Raw genomic sequence first — 21,466 nt, forward strand, 5'->3', positions numbered from 1 at the left:
TAGGCTAGTAGTATAGCATCCGTTGGCTATTTTTGTCAATTTTTTTTACACGGCAGATTGAAGGTTTCCCCATGCCATAGAGGTTTAAGCGTGCATCAGGGCTTTAGCGTGCACGGTAGGGCGGAGGAATTTCCCGCTGATGGACTGGAGTGCGCCTAGCTTCACCCACACCCAATGACGCCGGTGCGGGTATGCACACGAACCTACACAACTCAACGCGCCGTTGAAACGCTCCCTTAACCTTCTGTTTCGCTATCCCATTCACCGCCCCCTCTCGTGCGCTTCCCGTCCTTTGCGTCGACAGAAATGTATAGGTGGTCGGCGTTTTCCGAGCATATCAGTTCTAGTGCCATTCACGACAAGCCGTTAGACACGGGCTGTTGGCGAGGGAAATAATCGACCCGGGAAAACACTTCATTACAGAACTCCTGCCGAAGTCTTTTTTCAGGAAGGGGTTGCAATTCGAGTTTGAACCTGCGGTGTTTGTTTTTTTGTCTCAATCTGGTTTATGATACCCATTTGTAATCAATAACTAACGGTAGGTACATGAAAGACTGCTATGGAACAGCCCTTTACGGAACAACGAGAAGTCAATGAAGCGGAAGTAAGGCTTCTTGAAAGTGCCTTAAAATTATTTTCGGAGAAAGGTTATGAAGCGACCAGTATCCGTGAAATCATTGAAGGTGCCGGCGTAACTCGTCCCGTTTTATATTATTATTTTACAAATAAAGAAGAATTGTTTCGGCGGCTTCTTGAACCCGCCATTGCAGAATATACCAAGGCACTGCTGAATGCACGAGAGAGCTATTCCGAGGTGATTGGTCGGTTGAAAGCTGTGGCACGAACCACCTTCGCCTTTGCCGAACGCAATCCTCAGGCAGTGCGCCTTATTTTACAATTATATTTTTCGCCGCCGAAATGCGGTCTGAAATTAGACAAGTCCATCTATCGTTTGCGACGCTTTCGCTTCTTGGAAGAAATCATGCAAGACGGTCTTGACCGCGCTGAATTAGCAGGCGGTGACGCGCAGAGCCTTGCCCTGATTCTCATTGGTATGATGGATACTTTCGTGACCTCAAAATCTTATCTTCCCGACACGCATCTATCCGGTGAAGTGGCGGAAGGTCTGATTGATCTGTTCTACTACGGTGCTTGTTATAAAGAGACGCCGCCTTCGGTGTTGGTGAGTCCCTTCAAGTACGTATAACCATCGACTTTAATGGGCCGGTCATCATTTCAAGCTTTCATAGCAGTCCCACGTTTCCTGTGCACATTTTTTCCATGAGAATTCACGGCTTCGGATTGCGCCCTTTTCGCGCAGGCTCTCACTCACACGGGGATCACCGGTGACCAATTCCATTTTCCGCGCCAGCTCATCTGTATTTTCCGGGCTGACATAAATGGCAGCATCTCCTCCGATTTCGGGCAGCGAAGAGGCATTTGACGCAATAACAGGACAATTGCATGCCATGGCTTCCAAGAGGGGCAGCCCGAAGCCTTCATGCCAGCTGGGGAATACAAAGGCATCGGCTCCGCTGTAAAGGATAGGAAGCAACATACGATCGCGCAGATACCCGGTGAACACCACACGTTCTGCCAATCCGAGTTGGTCTTGGAGTTGAAAGGCTTCTTCACTACGCCAACCCGGTCCGCCTGCAACAACAAGCGTATGGGGGATGTCCGCTTTTGAGAATGCAGTCAGCAGCCCGGTCACGTTTTTGCGTGCTTCGAATGTACCCTAGAATAAAAGATAGGGCGATGTTATCCCTAAGCTATCATGGACAATGGCGGCTGCTTCCTCTTTGGCGACTGCCTTAAAAAAAGGATCTGCCGCCTCGTAAATCACCCGTATTTTTTCCGGTGGGATACCCAAGTAATTGATGATATCGTCTCGTGTCGATTTAGACACCGCGATAACCCTATCCGCACGGCGGGCATCTTCACGAATGCTGCGGGAAAAGGGCTTCATAATCTTGGGGCTGAACCATTCGGATTTACGTAGAAAACCCAAGTCATGAATGGAAAGAACGCCTCGCGCACGTTTGAGGGGAGGCAGCACATAGTTCACCCCATGAAAGACATCGATACCACGCAAAAGCGTATCGCCGTAAGGCCTTTTTAAGCGCGCCCAGATGCGATACATGAGACGGGAAGGAATGGGGATATGGCTGTAATGAATGGGAATGGCTTTTTTATCTAATGACCGTAGACTCGCGGCTAAGCCGGAAAAGGTGTCCTCCCCTTTCAGTTCGACCAATTCCCGCAGCAAATGGCGTGTATACTGACCGACTCCGGTCGGTATCTTTGTAAAAGGCGTTAGATCAATACCAATCTTCATAGGGCAGTCTCTTTTTCCCTTCATCGTTATCCCTTATGTTTAGGGTCGTCTACTACTATCATACACCGGCCTTTTGATAGGCGCTCCACGTGAGCGCGGCTGTACGCTGCCAACTAAAGGCTGCAGCTCGTTTGAGCCCGGCTTGTTGCAAAGAATAGCGCAACCCGTCCTCTTCTGCCAAGGCAACCATCGCCTCTGCAAGGGCAGCAATATCATGGGGCGCTACGGTCAATGCCGCATCCCCCACCACTTCCTTCATAGCCGAGATGTTGGAGGTGATCACAGGTGTCCCGCATGCCATGGCTTCAACCAAGGGCAACCCGAAACCTTCCATCAGGCTGGGCCAGACAAAAGCCACGGCTTCGCTATACAAAGCCGGCAGCAATGCTTGGGGAACATGATCCAAAAAATGAACACGCTGATGGTCGAGGGATCGGCCTATCAACTTTTCAGGATCCACTTTCCATCCCACCCTGCCTGCCACCACCAGATCAGGCACGGCAGTGTCGGCCCGTGCCCATGCTTCCAATAAACGGAGCAGATTTTTACGCGGCTCAAGGGTACCCACAAAAAGGAAAAAGGTTTCCGGTAGCGTATAGGCAGCCAGCAGGTCTTTGCGTTCTTTTTCAGGAATCGGATGAAAGGCAGCGTCTACCCCTAAGGGCACAACATCAATGCGCGATTCAGGGATTTTATAAAAGTGACGGATGTCTTCTGCAGTGGCTTGGGAATCGGCGATCACTCGGGCGGCACGGCGAATCCCTCTATCCATAAAGAAATTATAATATAAAACCCGGCTGGTCGGGAACCATTCAGGATGAACTTTATAGCATAGATCATGAACGGTGACGACGACGGGACAAAAACGGCTGGTACCGGCGACGCTTGCCGGATAATGGATAAGTGCTGCGCCATACTTTTTTGCCCCTTTAGAAGGGCTTATCTGCTCTCGGTAAAAACGATTGATAAATCCCGGTCGACAAGGAATAATTTGTATCTTTTCGTCTGCCTTAGGGGCAGTCGATCCGTCGGGCCACAGACAGACCATTTCCGGGCCATCTTCCAAACGCGCAAGATTATGGACGAGCTCAACACTGTAGCGGCCCGTTCCGCTTCGATTACCGGCTAAAAGCCCTTGAAAAAGAACACGCATTAAAAGAGACTCCGATAACAGTGCAGTGTCTGCGCCGCACATTGACGCCAAGAAAATTTACGGGATTGGGCAATAGACTTTTCACGCATTGCCTCTTGCAGTGCCTTATCCCCGCAAAGCCGTTCTATGGCGTGGGCAAGTCCGTCAACATCGCCGGGATCTACGTAGAGGGGCGCGTCACCGCCGACTTCAGGCAAGGACGAACTATTGGATGTAATGACGGGACAGCCGCATGCCATCGCTTCCAGCAGCGCAAGCCCAAATCCTTCGTACCAACTGGGAAAGACAAAGGCATCTGCCGCGCTGTACAGACTAGGGAAGAGGGAACGGTCCGGGATATATCCGGTAAGAAGAACCCGTTCCGATAAGTCCGCCTTTTTAGCACGCTCCAGGATTGAGGCACTGCCCCACCCCGCTCCTCCGGCAAGAACCAAACGATGAGGTACGGAAGTGCGCGCAAAGGCTTCTAATAAAGTGAGGATATTTTTGCGTGCTTCGAGGGTGCTGACAAACAATAAATAGGGTGCTTCTAGTCCGAGCGCAGCCGCCACACGCTCTTGTGCCGTGGAGCGCGCTACAGGGACAAAAGATGCATCTGCCGCATCATAGATCACGTGTACACGTTCAGGCGGAACCTGCAAGAGCGATACAATGTCGTCGCGGGTAGATTCGGAACAGGCAATGATGGCATCGGCGCGCAAGGCATCTTTATGAATTGTTGCGGCAAAGGGAGCGCGTGTTGCGGGGTTGCTCCAGTCGGGCTGCCGCAAGAAACCCAAGTCATGGATGGACAATATTCCTTTGGCGTGTTTGAGTGGAGGAAGCACATAATTCACAGCATGATATACGTCCACCCCGCCTAACAGGCAATCTACACGGGGCGCATGGACACGATCCCACAGCAGCTTCAAGACACGCTGCGGTAGGGGAACTCGTTTCACGGGGAAGTCCTTGAGAGAGGACTCCATGCTGCGAAAACCGGCAACAAAGCCACGGATAGACTCCTCTTCCGCCACGTGCAGCATTTCATGGATTAGGTGGCTCACATAATAACCGACACCGGTCAGTCTGTAGGTTAGAGGTGTAAGTTCTATTCCAATGCGCATGGCGTCTTTCTTTAGGCTTCTCAAAATCAATTATGGGGCGGCATTCATAACAAAATTTCCTGCTTACATTTTATAGATATGCGGCGCGTTAAACCACTGTCTCCTTCCACGAATAATACGGCCCCATTCACGCTGAAAAAAGAGACTGCTTTCAGCGCTGGCAACGGTTGGCCTCCGCTATAAAAAATAAGGTCACAAATCCTTGTGGGTTCACGGATCTTGAAAGGGGCGCCGCCGCTTAAAATCGGGCAAGTACACATCGGCACTATCCAAGTTCTGAAACAAAATATGGTTGAAGGACAGTTTTTCTGCGAAGGCGACAACATCGTCATATTCTTTTCGCGTTACGCTTCGGGAAATTTCGGGATAGCGGGACGCTTGGTATTGGGGCGAATATTGGCTCATAAGACTCAAGCCTATGTCCGTCATCTTTTCATCATGAAGCCACAAAAGCATTTCATAGCTAGAGGCAATGTTGTTGGGTAAAACGAGATGGCGCAGCATCACACCGCTTACAGCGACACCATCTTCTATACGGAGCGGGCCGGACTGTCGGTACATTTCGCGCAACCCGGCGCGGGCAACATCAGGATAGGCTTCTGTCTTTGAATACTGACGTGCCGCATCATGACTCATGTATTTCATATCGGGCAGCCACACATCCACAACGCCTTCCAACAAACGCAGCAAAGGCAATGAGTCGTAGGCATTGGTATTGTAGACCACGGGCAGCCGCAAACCTTGGGCATAGGCAAGCTCCAATGCGCATAGGATGGGTAGAATATATTGGGTGGGCGTAACAAGATTGATATTCACAGCGCCTTGTTCTTGCAAGCTTAAAAACGCCTGTGCGAGGAGGCTGAAGTGTCCATCATGTCCCTCCCCTTCATGGCTGATTTGCCAGTTCTGACAAAATGCGCAGCTCATACAGCAATAGGAGAAAAAGACGGTTCCCGATCCTGAATCGCCTACGAGCATGGGCTCTTCGCCAAAATGAAGCAATGCCGCTTGCCATCGTGCCCATTCACCGCCTGCCGCGCCTGCGCCACAGCTGCCTATTTCCGCACCGACCCTGTCGGCACCGCAGGCATGACCGCAAGCTTGGCACGGCGACACGAGTTCTTTTAAGGACGGCAACAGAGCATTTATCTTTGCGCGTTTTTCGTCCGGATTCATCTTTAATTGATTGTCCTATTGATCAGGCGTTTTTGCGTCCATCACTTACATGATTTGCGGCACCGGACAGATCCGGCAACGGCACATTGAAGCGCCTTATTCCGCCATTCATTGCAGGCGGCAGTTCTTTCAATACAGCCATGCTCATAGACTTTTAAAAACGGTCGCCGCCCCAAGGCACTTCGATGCCCAGGCTCTTCGGCGAGTCCGAGAGATAATACAATTCGAATTTCATCCAGTCCTGGCCGCCGGGCAAGTCATTGAGATAGATGCGAACGGTATATTCATTTTCGGGCGAAGGCTGCTCCAATACAAAGGGATGCATGGGCCGAGACTCAATATTCTTAAGAATGACGGTGCCCGATTCTTCAGGCAGTGCCGCAGTTATCTCTGCCACATAGGCATGTCCGGCGTCCCATTTTATGGGTATCAGTTTATAGCCGTCACCCTTCACTTCGAGCATATCCTGTCCATCGACCAAAACTTCGAAAAGGCCAAGCTTTAGGAGATCATCGCTTCGCTCTTTCAAGATCTCTTCATAGCGTTGCTGCTGTTCTGCAATAATGCGTTCCAGTCCCTTTTCGTCAGGCGTCGTTTCTTGTCTGCGCATCGCCTCTTCCCGATCGTCGAGGAGACGATGAGCGTTATCACGGAGCACATCGACACCGTCCAATTGATACCCGAAATTGGGTGTAGCGGCGAAAGCGTTGCGCGCAAGGTCAAAGACATTCAAAGATTCTTCCAAGGCATCACGGTTTTTCTCGTTACCCTCATCCCAATAATCGAAAAAGGCAAAGACTGTGTCCATATAGTGGAGGTTGGTATTGATCAATCCGAATGTCATGGCGGCACGGTTCGACACGGCAGCAGCCAATTCCTTATCTTCAATGAGCGGACCTGCCTCTTCGACCCGTTCACGAATTTCCCGTGCAGCGTCCAGTCCCTGTTCCATGGAACGCAAGGTTTCTTTGCGCCAAGGATCACAGCGCAGATACATACGCCGTAAAAAGTTTAAATGACCCTCGCCGTTATCAATAGCGGGGTATCCCTCAACGGTAAAAATATTTACGCGCATATTGGTAAAGGAGTTGAAGGAACCGTAAGAAATGGGTTCGACATGAAGCCCGTATTTGTACGCGCCTGCGGTGAGCCGGTAGGCGGAAGCCATAATATCGGCAGCTTCCTCGCCGAAGTGAATGGCACAGAAATCCCGAGTCACCTCATCCATGGATACATCGCGATCCCACATGAGACGATAGAGCACATAGGCATAAGCGCCTGTGGTGCCCCAGTCATCCTTGTGCCCTCCTGCGAGGGAGCCCATGCCGCGCACGTTGCTATTGTCGGGCTCCATAAAGGTTTGCAAACCTCTTTGGAAATAGTCTCCGGAAAAGGTGGGGAAAATATGAGACGGCCTACCCTCATAACAATTCATGGTTTCAAAAAGGACTACCGTGTTATGGGGCGTTTGATTAAAGGTCGCGTTATACGGTTGGAACCACCAGCGGTCGCCACGGGTTATTTTTGGCATAAGATAGATATCGTCGGTAGGAATGTCGTCGGTAAAAATGGCGCGAAAGACTTCCGGCTGACAATGGATCTCATGTTCACGAAGACCCCACGTAAAATGGAAATAGGTTTTGTTGCATTCTTTCACGACTACATCATGGGTGGCTTTGACGAAGGCATGAAAACGTTTCGTGTAGGGCCAATCACATTCCGGCGCTTCGCGGGTCAGATCGAAGGGTACATAACGATCCCAAAATCCGGAGATATCATCGTTGCACACACTGATACCATCCAATTCAGGAAGCCCTTGGAACAAAAGCCGATACTTTTCCTTGACGGCTTCCCAAAAGGCGGGATCGCAAGGATCTAAGGTAGCATTGACCGCTTCTAAAAGGGAAGGATGCACGGTGAATTCATTGCTGAAGGCATAAAATTTAATGTGCAGGGCATGAGCATATTCGATGAGTTTCCGTGCCCGTTCACGATGCTTCTCGTTCTCCTCTCTTTCCGGATCGGCATCCCACGGAATTAAATCAAGCATATTAGGCCCCGCCACCCAATTAAATCCGTAACGCAGCGCACTGCGCAATTGTTCTTCAGAGCTGCCTCCGTAGGAATTTCGACCCCATGCGCCGCCCAATCGTATCTCCACAATAGGCTCCCGTAGGGTGTTGATCTCGGGTATGAAACGATTAACCCGGAGCCGGTCATAAATCCAATATAAACCATATACATCGGCCTGTATCGATGCCCCGGCAATCACGATGATACGGGCATCTTCACGCTGCAGCGTTGCGATGGCACAACCTTCCGGATTATCGGGAAGGGCAGGCACTTCAAATCCTTCGCTCTTCAACAACTGGGTAATGGGATTGGCAGGTGATGCGCCTAAAATGATGCAATTACCTGAGGGGATACCCTGTGTATGGCTGACCCGATCAATGGCGAGATCGAAACCGACGCCGGCTTCACGCAAATCATCGATAGCCACCTCTACAGCCAATTCGCCCTCATGCACGTCGGTGGTGACCACTTTCCAAGATTCCACGGCGCCGGCAGAGAAGACCACAAACAAAATCATCAGACAACTGAATCCAACAATGCGCATAACATTCCTTTCCTAATGACGTAATTTGAAGACGCAGGCAATGCTGCTTTACAGGGAGTATACATGAGCGCCGATTCAAGGCTGAAATGAAAGCCTTGCAGCGAAGGACATAACAAGGGCCAGGTTGCGCTTTCAGTTCATTCCATCCAGTATAAAATGACACGGCCACCATTGCAGCCGCTGTCAGGAAGCCTCAAAAATGATCGCCTCCCCAAGGCACATCCAAACCGAGCTGCTCCGGCGAATCGGGAAGGAAATACAAATCGAATTTCATAAGCGCCTGTCCGCCGGGCAAATCATTCAAATAGATACGGACGGTAAAATCGTTGTGCGGGGCAGGCTGTTCCAAGACAAAAGGATGCATGGCCCGTGATTCCAAATCTTTGGGAATGACCGTGCCCTGTTGTTTTGGTAAAGGCGAGGTCAGCTCCGCTCGATGCATGGAACCGGCGTCCCATTTTATGGGGATGAGTTTAAAGCTATCGCCCTTTATCTCGAGCATATCCTGACCATCAATCATGATCTCAAAAGATCCGAGTTGGATAAGTTCTGCGGCACGCTCTTGCAAGACCTCTTCATAACGGTGCTGAAGCTGCGCGATGATTCCTCCCAAGTCCTTTTCGCTTGGTGTTGTCTCTTGGCGGCGCTTGGCTTCCTCACGATCTTCCAAAAGACGATGTCCATTCTGTCGCAATATATTCACGCCGTCCAATTGATAGCTGAAGTTTGGCGTTGACGCAAAGGCATTACATGCCAAGTCGAAAGCAGTGAGCACTTCTTCGAGTGTGTGGCGGTCTTTTTCACAGCCGCTATCCCAGTAATCAAAAAATGCGAACATGGTTTCCATATACAGTTTATTCGTATGGATGAGTCCGAAAGTCATGGCGGCGCGATTTGACAGCGCGGCTGCCAATTCTTTGTCTTGCATCAAAGGCCCTGCCTCCTCGACCCGTTCACGAATAAAGCGTGCCCCGTCCAAGCCCTGCTCCAAAGACTGCAGCGTTTCCATTTTCCAAGGTTTACAGCGCCGATAGAGGGTGCGGAGAAAGTCTAAGTGCCCTTTCCCATTGTCGATGGCGGGCAAGCCCTCCGCCACAAAAACATTTTCCCGCGTTGTAAGGGCAGAATTAAATTGTCCATAGGAAATGGGCTCGACATGAATACCGTATTTATAGGCGCCGGCCGAACGCAGATAGGCGGCAGCCAGGATCTCTGCCGCCTCAGCGCCAAAATGGATCGCGCAAAAATCACGGGCAACTTCCTCCATGTTCACGTCACGCTCCCACATGAGGCGAAATATGACATAGCTATAGGCGGCTTCCGTGCCCCAATCGTCCCAGCTGCTTCCGCTTACTGCTGTCATACCGCGCACATTATTGTCGATGGGATCCGTCACGTATTGCAGTCCGCTTTGATAATAATCTCCAGAAAATGTGGGAAACAGATAGGAGGCTGGATCTTCATAGCAGTTCATTCTTTCAAAATGTACTATGGTGTTATGAGGGCTTTGATTGAAGGTGGCATTATACGGTTGAAACCACCAGCGGTCCGCCCGTGTAATTTTCGGTATGAGAAAAAACTTATCGCTTGTTGGAATGTCATCGGTAAAAATGGCGCGGAATACGTCTGGTTGACAATGGACTTCATATTCGCGCAAGCCCCACGTTCGTTGGAAATAGACTTTGTCGCACTCCTCCACGACCACCTCGTATACAGCAGCGACCCATTCATGAAAACGTTTGACGTACGACCATTCACATTCAGCTACGTCCCGAGCAAATTCGAAGGGCACATAAGGATCCCAAAATCCGGTGATATCGTCGGTCAGAATATGAACCGCATCCAATTCAGGGAGCCCTTGAAAGAGGAGGCGATATTTTTCTTGGACCACTTCCCGGAACGTGGGGTCACAGGGATTGAGGGATGCATTAAACTTTTCCAATAGGACGGGATGGCAGGTTAAATCGTGGCTGACGACGTAATACTTCATGTGCAGGTCATGGGCATAGCGAATCAATTCGCGTTCCTCCTCACGATGTGCCGCGTTTTCGGTCATTTCAGGTTCCGCCGGCCAAGGGATGAGATCTAACGCGTTGCTGCCGGAAAACCAATTGAAGGTATAGCGCAACGCCGTACGCATGAGCGCTTCAGAATGTTCTTTGGGAGTGAAACGGCCGCGGGGCAAGCCTGCCCGCACGCTTACAATAGGTTCGCGACGGGTATTGATATGCGGGATGAAATGATTCACGCGCAAACGGTCAAGAATCCAATAGAGTCCGTAAACATCGGCCGCCACCGATGCGCCTGCAACGATGAGAAGGCGTGCGTCATGACGTTCCACTGTATGAATCGCGTATCCTTCAGGATTCTCCGGAGCTTGCGGCAGCTGCAGCCCTCCTTCTGCCAACATCTGCGTCGCTTTATTGTTGGCGGCGCTGCCCAAGAGAATGCAATTACCCTCGGGAATCCCTTTTGTATCCGGAACACCTTCAAAAACGAGATCAAAAGTAGCGCCAATTTCACGCAAGTCAGATAAAGCGACGTGAACCGCCAAATCACCCTCATGTATCTTGCCCGTCACCACTTTCCACGTTTCTTCCGCCCCTACGATAGCCTGCAGTGTCAGTGTTAATAAAATCACCCGTATCACAGCGCTCATGAGATTTCTTCCCTTCTTAAAGGTTCTAAAGGATATATACTATACTTTCGCCTAAGCTTTACCACCATCCAAAAAGTATAGCTTGAATTCATAGTCAAAGTATAAAAAAAATAGGCTTGCTATCCTTAATACGCCCCTCTCCCCGAATGCTCTTGGTGTTCTTTCAATGATGCTCCTAAGCCTACCGGTATTTGCTAGAATAACCTAAAACAGTGTGCTGACGAATAGACTTTTGCAAGGACATGTCAACGAATTATGCAACGGCCTCGACGATTTTTAATCCTGAGCACCCCCATATTCCTCATCCTCTTTTCTGTTGCTCTTGTAGTATTGCCGGCGGAACTTGTGTTCCGCATTAAAGATGCCTATTATCCCGTGGAACTGAGCCCTATCGTTGAGCCGCACCCACAATTAGGCTGGCAAGGACGGCGCAATTATCGCAGCACGCAAGAGCGTTTGGACAGCGTAGGCAGGCTCCATGAAGTGACTATAGCAACGGATGACAATGGCTTTCGACAATTCGGCGGGCCTAATCGTGCGGGCTGCCGCGTCTTCTTCATCGGAGATTCTTATACCTTCGCGGAAGACGCAGACCAATCAGAAAGCTATTATGCGCTTGTGTCGGAAAGCTTAGGGCTTGACGCCTTTGCCTACGGCGCGCAAGGTTTCAGTACCCTTCAAGAATACCTGATACTGGATGAATGGCTGGAACAGATCGCACCGGATCTCGTGGTGCTGCAATTTTGTCATAACGACTTTATTAACAATTCTTTTGAATTGACACGGCTGAGCGCCAAGGGACAGTGTCATGTGGATCAACCTTATTTATCGGACAATGGGAAGATCATTTATAAAAATCCCGGCCATGGATCTTTGTCTGCCGCCCTTTCATGGATTCCGTCTCGACTACTCCGCTCTCTCGCCTACCGTATCGATAACCGGCATGGGCTGCCGTCAAGAGACAACACGATCGAGAATCTTGTGGAAGAGAAAGGGCGCTCCTTCCCCCTCTTTGAAGAAAGTGTGCAGACTACGGAGCGTCTGCTGAGGATGGTGAAGGAGCGTTGCGGCGACACCCCCCTTCTCGTCTTTACCGTGGATTGTATAGAACCCTACTTTAGCGCTTTCAACGCAATCTGCGCCAACCTTGAGATAGCACAAGTTGAAGGAATCGCAGAGGCAATCAATGAAGCGGCGCAAAGAGATGAGACCGTATTCGCCGCCGATCAATTCCATTGGACGGGTACGGGACACGGCCTGTGCGCTGCACACTTGGAAAGGGCGCTCCAAGAAAAATGTGGTGGTGAAGCTTGAAGCATGCCGCCATTCGGAGACCGCTGGCGACAGTAACAATTCACGCTGTCTACGGACGTGATACCGGAGAGACGGCGGCTTTAGATTTCGATCTAAGAGCGAGAATCCCTTCCTTATTATGATAAGATACGGATTCTGTCGATTGAACGCAGCTATGGGAGATCATGATTCATGGGCAGTTTAGCAAAAAAATGGCGCCAATTGGTTAATTCACGCAAATTTGCTTCCATTGGAAAAAAATGCAATCTCAAGGGATCACAACTTGAAGTGGATGGCCATGTAGAACTGGGCGACTTCTGTAGAATTAGAAATAACGTAATCCTTCGTACCAGCAAAGAAGGAAAAATTATACTCGATACCTACAGCGGTATCAGTTACAACTGTTTTTTTGAAGCACGAACTGTCATAAAAATCGGCAGGTTTACAGGTATCGCAGAATTCTGTGTGATACGGGACACGAATCATTCCGTACTCGGCACCTCAGATCACTGGAGGCTGACCCCCTACATCTCGGATCCCATCGTTATCGGTGAATCCTGTTTGATCGGAAGCACGTGCTATATTTGCCCCGGTGTTGCTATCGGAGATGGCGCTGTCGTTGCCCAACATAGCGTGGTGACGAAAGATATTGGTCCCATGGAGATTTGGGCGGGGAATCCGGCGCGGCGTGTTGCCCACCGTGTTAACGGCATTCCGGAATCTATGAAAGCCCGTTATGGCGATCTTTTAGACCGTTTTGGTGTGCGCAAAAATCGCCATGGCTTCCAAGAAGAATTGGATGAGGTCGCAGAGCTTGCGCTGCAGGGGATCAATCGTGCGGCGGAAGAACGGGATCAGCTGCGCCTGCTTTTTGAGACGGATGGGCCGGCTGAAAAAGAAGACTAATCCCCTAATCCTCTGCTCGCAGCTCATAGCGGCATTCCAATTGCAAAACCTTTAGGGTTTCGCCGCTCACAGGAGCGTGGGCACTGCGCCGAGATCCGACAATCCATAAAATTTCATCGCCTGCGACGAAGAGCGGTAACAGGTCGCGCTCATATTCAGGAATACCCGAATCGATCAAGAGACGCTTCACTTTTTTGGGCCGCCCCTGGCCAAAAGGAATCATGTGATCTCCGGGCCGTCGTGAGCGAAGCGTCAAGGGTGCCGTCAAGGCGTCAAAATCAAAGAATTGCAGTGACGCGGAAGCCTTTGCACGGATATGCGCAGGAGACAGCGCGCGGGTTTCAAGAACCTGTGCTTCAACGGAAAAGGTGTTGAATCCCGTTATACCGGGCACATTTAAAAGAACCGGCCTGTCGGGGCAATCTTCACGTCGATCCCTAGGCGCAACGACATGCACACCGTCGCGCGCCCTATAAAGACGCAAGCCTTCTCCCAAATCAAAATACTTGCCCGGTGCTGCGTCTTTTATAAAGGCATCGCCGCGCAGCCCATGGGCAAAGCTGATGGTAACACCGTGCCTGTACGCCATGAGTTTAAGGCTATGCAAACGCAGGATCTCCGGTTCTTTTAAAAAGCGGTTACGATCTATAATTTGGACGGGGCGGTGTATCCCCTCCTCTTTCATGACCGTTTTCAAGAAGGCACTTGCCTGTTGATCTAAAAAAGAACTGCAACTGCGATAATAGGCGCCCGCCTGTGCGAGACGCGCCACCATATCAGGCACATATTCCTTTAACAAGGGCATCATTTCCAGTCGGATCTTATTGCGGAGATAAATAGACTCTCTATTGCTGAGATCTTCCCTCCATGAAAGCTTTTCTTGCTCTGCCCACGCTATCACCATTTCTCGGGGACACGAAAATAAAGGGCGAATGATACGGCATGATTCGCGCGCGCTGAGGGGCGGCAATCCACCCGGACCAATATGACTCGCAAGACCGAGCAGTCCCATCAGTGTGGTTTCCGCCTGATCGTCCTGCTGATGTCCTGTAGCAATTACGTTGATCTGCTGTTCTTTTGCGGTCTTTACGAAAAAGGCGTATCTGCGTTCACGGGCGAAATATTCAAAAGACAGCCCTTCCGCCGCAGCCTTCGATTCAACCGCCTCGCTGCGGCAATGGAAAGGAATCCCCTGTACTTTGCAGTGTTCTCGCAAAAATGCCGCATCCAAGCCGCTTGCTCCGTCTCGGGTCTGATGATCGAAATGAGCGACTTCGACGGGATAACCCAATCGCTGCAGTACCTGCAAAAGCACCATGGAATCTACCCCGCCGGAGACAGCGGCCAGAACAGTTTCCCCGGGCTGCAATAGATGATAGCTCTCGATGGTCTGCCGCACCCGCTGTAGCAAGGGGTGGTCAGCACATGGATTTGCTGCACTCACAAAGGCACCTGTGTGGTTTCTGCGTTGGCAAGTTTAAGTCTCTAGGTGGTTGAACACGCATGTAAATAAAACAAGGGCATCAGTCGACAAAGATATCTTTTACCGTCACTTCTTTCACAGGCGCGATTTCTTTAAGGGCATCGAAATCGCCGCGCTCCGCTTCCCCGATAATGGAAATCATTTTTTTCTTTCCTTGAATATGTTCTCTGTGAAATTGAAATAACAGATCATCTGTCTCTGCCGCCATAATCGTGGCATACTCCTTTTCTCTGGGATCGTAATCCAAACCGCGGTATCTCAATGCCAAGACGAGCAGCGGTATGGCTCGGAAACTGATCCTTCCCGAACGCAAATTATTAAGCGCTGCTTCTTTCACCGCCTTATAGCGTTCATCAGATTGGGGTAAATTGTCGAGTAAATCCACGAAGGCAGTCACTGCTTCTATGGTTTTATCGGCCTGGGTCTGAATAATACCGGTAAGAATATTGGTATCGCTAACCCGATCTCCCTGACGATAGTTTGCGCCAACAATGTAAGCAAGGGCGCGCACTTCGCGCAGTTCTTGAAAGACGATACCGGACATGCTCCCGGAAAAATAATTGTTATACAATTTGATTGCTGCATTAAGCTCCGGATCAAAGGGCACATCGCCAAACTCGATAGTAACATGAGTCTGTGTCATGGGCCGTTCCAGAAAATAAATTTCATTCTCCTCCGGTTTATGAACGGCAAGACTCTTGTACGGGACAGGTTCATCTAAGCTTTCTTGATGAATAAAAATCTCCTTGTATTGAGTCAACACTTCTTCCGGTGCCAGTGTGCCGCTGTAGAGCAAGGAATGGCGGCTCTTCAAGGCGCTGCGGATTGCATCATGCAATTCCTGCGCCGTAAGCGCCCGCACCTCCTCGGCAGGAATCATATTCAGCCAAGGCGATTCATCCCCGTAGCGCGCATAATTTACCACTGCTGCAGACAAGGTATCCGGATCTTTTTTGGCATCTTCCCGCTGCACCAAAATAATCTGCTTTAATTCTTCCAAGGTCTCTGAGTCGACGCTCGGATTTTCAACCATCTCACTGAGCAAGCGCAATGAACTTCCCAATGACTTATCCAATCCAATCAAGAGAATGGTAAATTGGCTTTTTGACGCGGTCACGGAAAAACCGGTACCCAATTTGTACCATGCGTTCTGCAGCGCAGAGGAATCCATTTCCGTTGTGCCGATTCGCTCCATCAAACGGCTGGCTATGGACATACGCGGGTCTTGATCGGTCCCGTAATCAACAATAATGCTGAGATTAAAGACATCACTTAGCGGATTGGCGGCATAATACAATTCCAATCCGGAAGGATCAACAACGTGTTGATAATTTTCGCCTTCTTTCAAAAATACAGGGGTAATCGGTTCCAAAGGCAGACTTAAAATTTCTTCGGCAAACTTGGAACGACGCTTGGAGTCAATGGAAAAATCAGGCAGCGGCGGTTTATCGACTTTTGGAGGCGTGTGCGGCTTATCCTCGCGAAATCCTGCAATATAACCGCTATCAAAATACTTCTTTGCCACGCGCACAACATCTTCACGGGTCACTTTTTCCAGACGTTCAATGCTTTTGTAAGCATACTCCCATTCGGTAAAGGCGATCCACGAACGGCGCATCAATTCAACACGAGAGGTGTTCGATTCGAAGGAGACCTTTTCCCGTTTTTTATAATCATTAATAATGGCGGGGATGATCCAATCTTCGAAGGCGCCTTCCTTGACGAGATTGATCTGCTCTAAAAGCAGCGCTTCCACCTCCTCGAGAGGCTGACCGTCTTTAGGAATGGCATAAAAATATTGAACGCCGTAATCGTTCATGAACATGGGAAATGAGCCAGCCAAGCGCACGCGCTGTTTTTGGTTCAGGTTCAAATTGATCAATCCCGCCACAGCATTATCTAAAATCATATCGAATGCCACCAAGGCTTCGACATCTTCATCTAAACTGGGAACCGTTCTGAAGGCGAGAAACACAAAAGGCTCCGCTTCGTATTGAACCCGCACTTCTTCTCGTTCTGTGAGCGGTGCTTCGTTCCACGTAACTTTTTCAGGCAAAGGATGGGGCTGCCAGTCTCCAAAATACTTCACGATCGTTTCCATGGTGCCGCCCACATCAATATCACCTGAAATAAATATGGCCATGTTCTTGGGCGTGTACCACGTCTCAAAAAAGTTGTTTAAGCGCTTAATGGACGGTTTTTTCAAATGCTCAACCAAACCTAATGTAGGTTGCTGTCCATAGGGATGCACTTTAAAAAGCTGCGCGTTTACTGCATTCTGAATTAAACGCATCTTATTATCGAGGGCACGATTCATCTCCTCATAAACGGTTTCCAGTTCCGTTTGGAAGAGCCTAAACACAGGGTCTCTGAAACGGTCTGATTCCAGAGCCGCCCACTGTTCCAGACAATTCATGGGCAAATTCACTTTATAAACCACCTCTTCATGCCATGTGTGGGCGTTGATATCTTTCCCGCCCATGGTGCGGTAGAGTTGATCTAATTCGTTGGGGACAGCAAAGGCAGCGGCAGCAGTAGACTCACGGGTAATCTCATCGTAGATGCGGCGGCGCTCTTCTTCATCCTTTGCGTTGAAGTGCTCCTCGTACAGCTCTTCTATGCGCTGCAAATGACTCTTTTCTTTTTCATAATCCACGGTGCCCAAGCGCTGCGAGCCTTTAAAAAGCAAGTGCTCCATATAATGGGCCAAACCTGTGGCTTCAGGCGGATCGTTCTTACTGCCTGCGCGCACAGCAATTTCAGCATAGAAACGCGGTTCATCACGGTTTACCGTGAGATAGACTTGCAAACCATTGTCCAATTCAAAACGCTGTACCTGCAATGGATCGTCGGGCGAAAGGCTGCCCAGTTTACGGAATCCGGTTTCTGCAACGGCAAGGTTTGCGCACAAAGTCGTTAGAGTCAAAATGAATACCCCCTTCTTAAAATATTTTCTCAAACCCAAAAATTGAATCATCACACCTATCCTTTCAAAGCATCAACGGTTTCACGCCCTGCGATTTACGGATGTCTTTTCATCACCATCAACCAAAAACAATCCCTCTATTTTACGCTACGAGAGCCCGTGATAAAAGAGAGCGTGATTTTGCCGAATCCTCAGAGCCTGAAAACCTATGTTTTGACGCTGCTGAAAGCGAGCTTATTCTGCCAAATGGAGCGTAACAATTTTTTTCGCAGGAATCTCCAATCGAAGCAGTCCCTCTCTAATGATCACTTCCGCGCCAGCTATTTCTTCCAAACTCACCTGTTGCGCACGGACAAAGCTGGAGGGAAGCGTGATACAGGCATCCACAGATTTGTCTGTAGGATTAAATAGCCTCAGAATCCATCCGTCGTCGGCGTCGGAACGCTTGAAGGCAGCCATCTGAACCGCCTCCGGTTGAATATCCAGATAGCCGTGTCGGGGCGGCAGACTGCCACGGGATACTCCGGCTTGAACCAATTCAAAGGGAGTCACATGACCTTCCGCCTCCAATAAAACACCGCCTTCCTCGAATGTACCGCCGTGCGGATAAATGCGATAAGAAAACTCGTGGTATCCCGGCGACTGAGCAAGCTTCATTTGCGGCTGCTCTTCCCAGCGATGGCTCACCGTAGTCAATTGCACCTCATAGGCGCGGAGCAGGGTCACGGCAATAGAACGTTCCGCGTCGTCTGTTACCTCATATTCACGCAAGCCGGCAGATATAAACGCCAATCCACTGTCGCCATCACTCACATCGACGAAACGCTGCATGGGGAAAGTAACGCCCTTGGCGCCATGCCAGACGCTGTCTTCGTCGAAGACGGTTTCCCGCACGACTACGTCAAAGGCACTTTCCGCGTGACAGCTTGTGCCTTGGCGTCGCGTAGGCAACACAAGGCGCAGCCGATGGCATTCCGCCTCATTCGTAAAATGGGTGGTTACTTCCAGTGAACGGGCACCTTTTTTCAAGGTAACCACAGAGCTGATGATCATGGGCTTTTCGATGGAACCGCGGGAAGCCTGATTGCCCACGCCATCAAGGCGCTGCCACGGGTCTCCCCCGTTTTCATTCAAACCACTTGGAACACGCATTTCATAATCTATTTGGTACCGCGCTAAAAGCGGACCATCTTCGACCAAGGCGATCCGAACCGGGAAGCCTCGACTATCAATAGCAGCATCTTGCGCAGGGCGCAGGTGCATCCAGGCATGTCCCGCCTCGCCGTCATCGACAAAATAATGGAGGTCATCATAAACGGTGCCCCGTTCTTTATCAGTCAGTGAAATGGTGCCGTCGTTACGAATAACGGCGCGGAGCCACTCATTCTCCATTGTATTGAAACCGGTCACCAAGCTTCCCGTTGTGAAGCTGCCGTCACGATCCACATAATAGGACGCATAGCCCAGACCGGGAACCGATTCCGCTTCAAAATAAATCTTGAATCGTTCTGTCTGCATCATGGCGGTGGCGTCTGCGGCATGGTTAACAATTACCCATTGCGGTTTTCGTGCCGCGCACTGCATGGGGATGATTTCATTGGTGACAACATCACGGATACAGAACTGTGAGCGCGGACGCGGTCCTTCCCAAGGCAAGTCTACTACGCCTTCCACCACCTCACGGCCTTTCCTTGGTCGCGGATTGTATGTCGTCAATACTATGGCGTCATCAGCCAGATGAGAGGTGTCAACTTGTCTCTGTATATGGGCAAGACTCCTTGTATACAGTCCCTGGCCGATATCGAGAACCTGACGCAAGCGATTCATAACATCTTCTTCGATGGCATCAACGCCGCTGCCGGAAATGCTGTCATGAGCATGACAACGCAACATGGTCTTCCAAGCCAGATCAAGCAGCACGCCTGGATGGGCAGCGCCATTTAACGCGGCAACGACGCCGAAAGGCTCCACCCGTGTCTGCAACAGATATTCCGCCAGTGAACTGCGGTATTTCATGCGTGTACGGCTCGAGAGCACATCGCTGTAGAGATGCAGTATAATGGGCATGGGCTTGGGTACACGGCGCTCACCGCGCAGCACAACCAGCTTATCCCAAGGCACTTCCTTATAAATGGCGTCTATCATTTCTTCGTAGTGGCCATGTACTATTTCTTGTCCGTCGAGAAGCTCCTTGGCCGCCTCAATCATTTCCATTTCGATAGGATCTGCAATGCTGCTGTCATGTCCCATCATAAAGGCAAGATGACGGGTAGTGACCACTTTAATTTCAGCGTCACGCAGCGCCAACAACGACCTGCGCAGCCGTTCACGATCCAATTTAAGAACCGGTTCAAGCAAGGCATAATGAGACAATGCCTGCTCAGATGTGGCACGATGAAAGGGCAGCCCCCCTTCTTTCCATGTATATTCGCGTTCGCTGATGGTCTTACCTGTTACAGCGGGTCGGTAAACACCGTGGTAGTAGTTGTAACGAGCACCGCTGCTCATTTGAGAACCTAAGATGCGTGTTCCGTCTGCCCCTTCAAAAATCCATTCATTGGGAACCTGGTCCTGACTTACACCATGATAAAAGAGCATGGTTTTGATGCCGAATCCGGAATAGATTTGCGGCATTTGCGAGTTTTGACCGTAAGAAAAAGGCGTATGGCCCACTTTCATCACGTGCCCGTAGGACCGCGCCACACGATGGCCGACCAATAAATTCCGGATCAATGATTCGCCGTTGACCTCGAACCCTTCCGGACAGGTGTACCACGGACCGATAAGAAGGCGCTTGGATTTCACCAGATTTTCGATGCCTTCGCGCATCTCCGGGCGCACTTCCAGATAATCTTCAATAGGTACGGACTGGGAATCTAAGACGAAAGAACGGTAATCGGGATGTTGTTCCATGGTCTCCACGAGACCGTCTAAAAACTCAACGAGCTGCATCCGCGTCTCTTGAAAATTAAACAACCATTCACGGTCCCAATGGGTATTTGAAATAACATGAATTTTATAGTTGGTCATGGCAAATCGCTTTCAATTTGTGAGATAAAGTTCGGTTACAAAGAGAGAGAAAAATCAAAAACAATTCGGGAATTGAGACGCTGAAAACTACTTTGTGCAGCAGCATCGGGAGAAGTGTATCAAACCTCAGCACTGTTAAAGAAACAAAAGCGGAAAAACAGTGTACAATGACCTACAATTGAATCGAGCGTATTCCTTGCTGTACATTGCTTTTTGAGTCTCTATTATTTCGTTAAAAGGGATACGCGACGTACAAGAGTTTTCACGAAAAATAACTATAGCCCACGGGATCAACACCATGTTCAATAAAAAAACAGTCAGATCGGGTATTGTTGGCGCAGGCTTTTCCGCACGATTTCATTACGAAGCGCTGCGCCGTGTACACGGCGTGCATGTAGATCTGCGCGGCGTCTACGCACTGGATCAAGAACAGGCTGCCGTCTATGCACAAGAGCGAGGCATTACCCATTTCGAGACCTTGGATGCCCTCCTCGACAAAGTGGAACTTATCCATTGCTGCGTGTTGGTTGCAGGACATGAGGAAGTTACCATTGCCGCGCTGAAACGGGATATCTCCGTGATTTTGGAAAAGCCCTTCACCGGTTATTTAGGCGATGACACCGACGATTTCCACGGCGATCATTTTCCGAAAGAGGACGCCCTCAACCAGGGGTTGGCGAGTGTAGAACGCATGTTGGAGGCGGAACGAAACAGTAAGGGTCAAATCTTTTACGCAGAAAACTGGGTTTATGCGCCGTCCATTCAGCGCGAACGGGAAA

At 50.0% G+C, this 21,466-nt stretch carries 14 protein-coding genes; 4 read left to right on the plus strand and 10 right to left on the minus strand.

The window, feature by feature from the left end; genetic code table 11:
* Nucleotides 1-559: 559 nt before the first annotated feature.
* The gene (locus GX117_11435; GenBank protein ID NLO33943.1) at nt 560-1,207 is read left to right on the plus strand and encodes a TetR/AcrR family transcriptional regulator; all 648 of its coding nucleotides are present in this window, start codon (nt 560-562) and stop codon (nt 1,205-1,207) included.
* A 24-nt stretch (nt 1,208-1,231) separates the two neighbouring features.
* Here the strand turns inward: GX117_11435 and GX117_11440 are convergent, their stop codons facing one another.
* From GX117_11440 to GX117_11470, 7 genes are all read right to left on the minus strand, one after another.
* Complete coding sequence (locus tag GX117_11440; GenBank protein ID NLO33944.1) at nt 1,232-1,714, minus strand: glycosyltransferase family 4 protein; 483 nt, start codon at nt 1,712-1,714, stop codon at nt 1,232-1,234.
* A 24-nt stretch (nt 1,715-1,738) separates the two neighbouring features.
* On the minus strand, nt 1,739-2,338 hold the full coding sequence (locus GX117_11445) for a glycosyltransferase family 4 protein (GenBank protein ID NLO33945.1): 600 nt from the start codon (nt 2,336-2,338) through the stop codon (nt 1,739-1,741).
* Between the two features lie 58 nt (nt 2,339-2,396).
* On the minus strand, nt 2,397-3,491 hold the full coding sequence (locus tag GX117_11450) for a glycosyltransferase family 4 protein (GenBank protein NLO33946.1): 1,095 nt from the start codon (nt 3,489-3,491) through the stop codon (nt 2,397-2,399).
* Nucleotides 3,491-4,597 (minus strand): glycosyltransferase family 4 protein, encoded by a 1,107-nt coding sequence (locus GX117_11455; GenBank protein ID NLO33947.1) that lies wholly within the window; start codon nt 4,595-4,597, stop codon nt 3,491-3,493. The genes GX117_11450 and GX117_11455 overlap by 1 nt, the downstream gene beginning before the upstream one ends.
* A 210-nt stretch (nt 4,598-4,807) precedes the next feature.
* On the minus strand, nt 4,808-5,773 hold the full coding sequence (locus tag GX117_11460) for a radical SAM protein (protein NLO33948.1): 966 nt from the start codon (nt 5,771-5,773) through the stop codon (nt 4,808-4,810).
* A 154-nt stretch (nt 5,774-5,927) separates the two neighbouring features.
* Nucleotides 5,928-8,390, minus strand: coding sequence for a hypothetical protein (locus tag GX117_11465; GenBank protein ID NLO33949.1), 2,463 nt, complete (start codon nt 8,388-8,390; stop codon nt 5,928-5,930).
* Nucleotides 8,391-9,244: 854 nt separating this feature from the next.
* Nucleotides 9,245-9,304, minus strand: coding sequence for a hypothetical protein (locus GX117_11470; protein ID NLO33950.1), 60 nt, complete (start codon nt 9,302-9,304; stop codon nt 9,245-9,247).
* Between the two features lie 2,000 nt (nt 9,305-11,304).
* Between GX117_11470 and GX117_11475 the strand changes: the two genes are divergently transcribed.
* Together GX117_11475 and GX117_11480 are read left to right on the plus strand one after the other, a co-directional pair.
* Entirely contained in the window at nt 11,305-12,363 is a 1,059-nt protein-coding gene (locus GX117_11475; protein ID NLO33951.1) for an SGNH/GDSL hydrolase family protein, read from the plus strand.
* A 171-nt stretch (nt 12,364-12,534) separates the two neighbouring features.
* Entirely contained in the window at nt 12,535-13,248 is a 714-nt protein-coding gene (locus GX117_11480) for an acyltransferase (protein ID NLO33952.1), read from the plus strand.
* Nucleotides 13,249-13,252: 4 nt separating this feature from the next.
* Here the strand turns inward: GX117_11480 and tilS are convergent, their stop codons facing one another.
* The 3 genes from tilS to GX117_11495 form a co-directional block, all read right to left on the minus strand.
* Entirely contained in the window at nt 13,253-14,692 is a 1,440-nt protein-coding gene (tilS, locus tag GX117_11485; GenBank protein ID NLO33953.1) for a tRNA lysidine(34) synthetase TilS, read from the minus strand.
* Between the two features lie 79 nt (nt 14,693-14,771).
* Nucleotides 14,772-17,657, minus strand: a complete 2,886-nt coding sequence (locus GX117_11490; protein ID NLO33954.1) for an insulinase family protein — start codon at nt 17,655-17,657, stop codon at nt 14,772-14,774.
* A gap of 234 nt (nt 17,658-17,891) precedes the next feature.
* Nucleotides 17,892-20,687, minus strand: a complete 2,796-nt coding sequence (locus GX117_11495) for a hypothetical protein (GenBank protein NLO33955.1) — start codon at nt 20,685-20,687, stop codon at nt 17,892-17,894.
* Nucleotides 20,688-20,985: 298 nt separating this feature from the next.
* Here GX117_11495 and GX117_11500 point away from each other — a divergent pair.
* On the plus strand, nt 20,986-21,466 hold a 481-nt coding region (locus GX117_11500; GenBank protein NLO33956.1), incomplete at its 3' end, for a Gfo/Idh/MocA family oxidoreductase.

Source organism: Candidatus Hydrogenedentota bacterium (genome assembly GCA_012523015.1).
Classification (GTDB): Bacteria; Hydrogenedentota; Hydrogenedentia; order Hydrogenedentales; family CAITNO01; genus JAAYBJ01.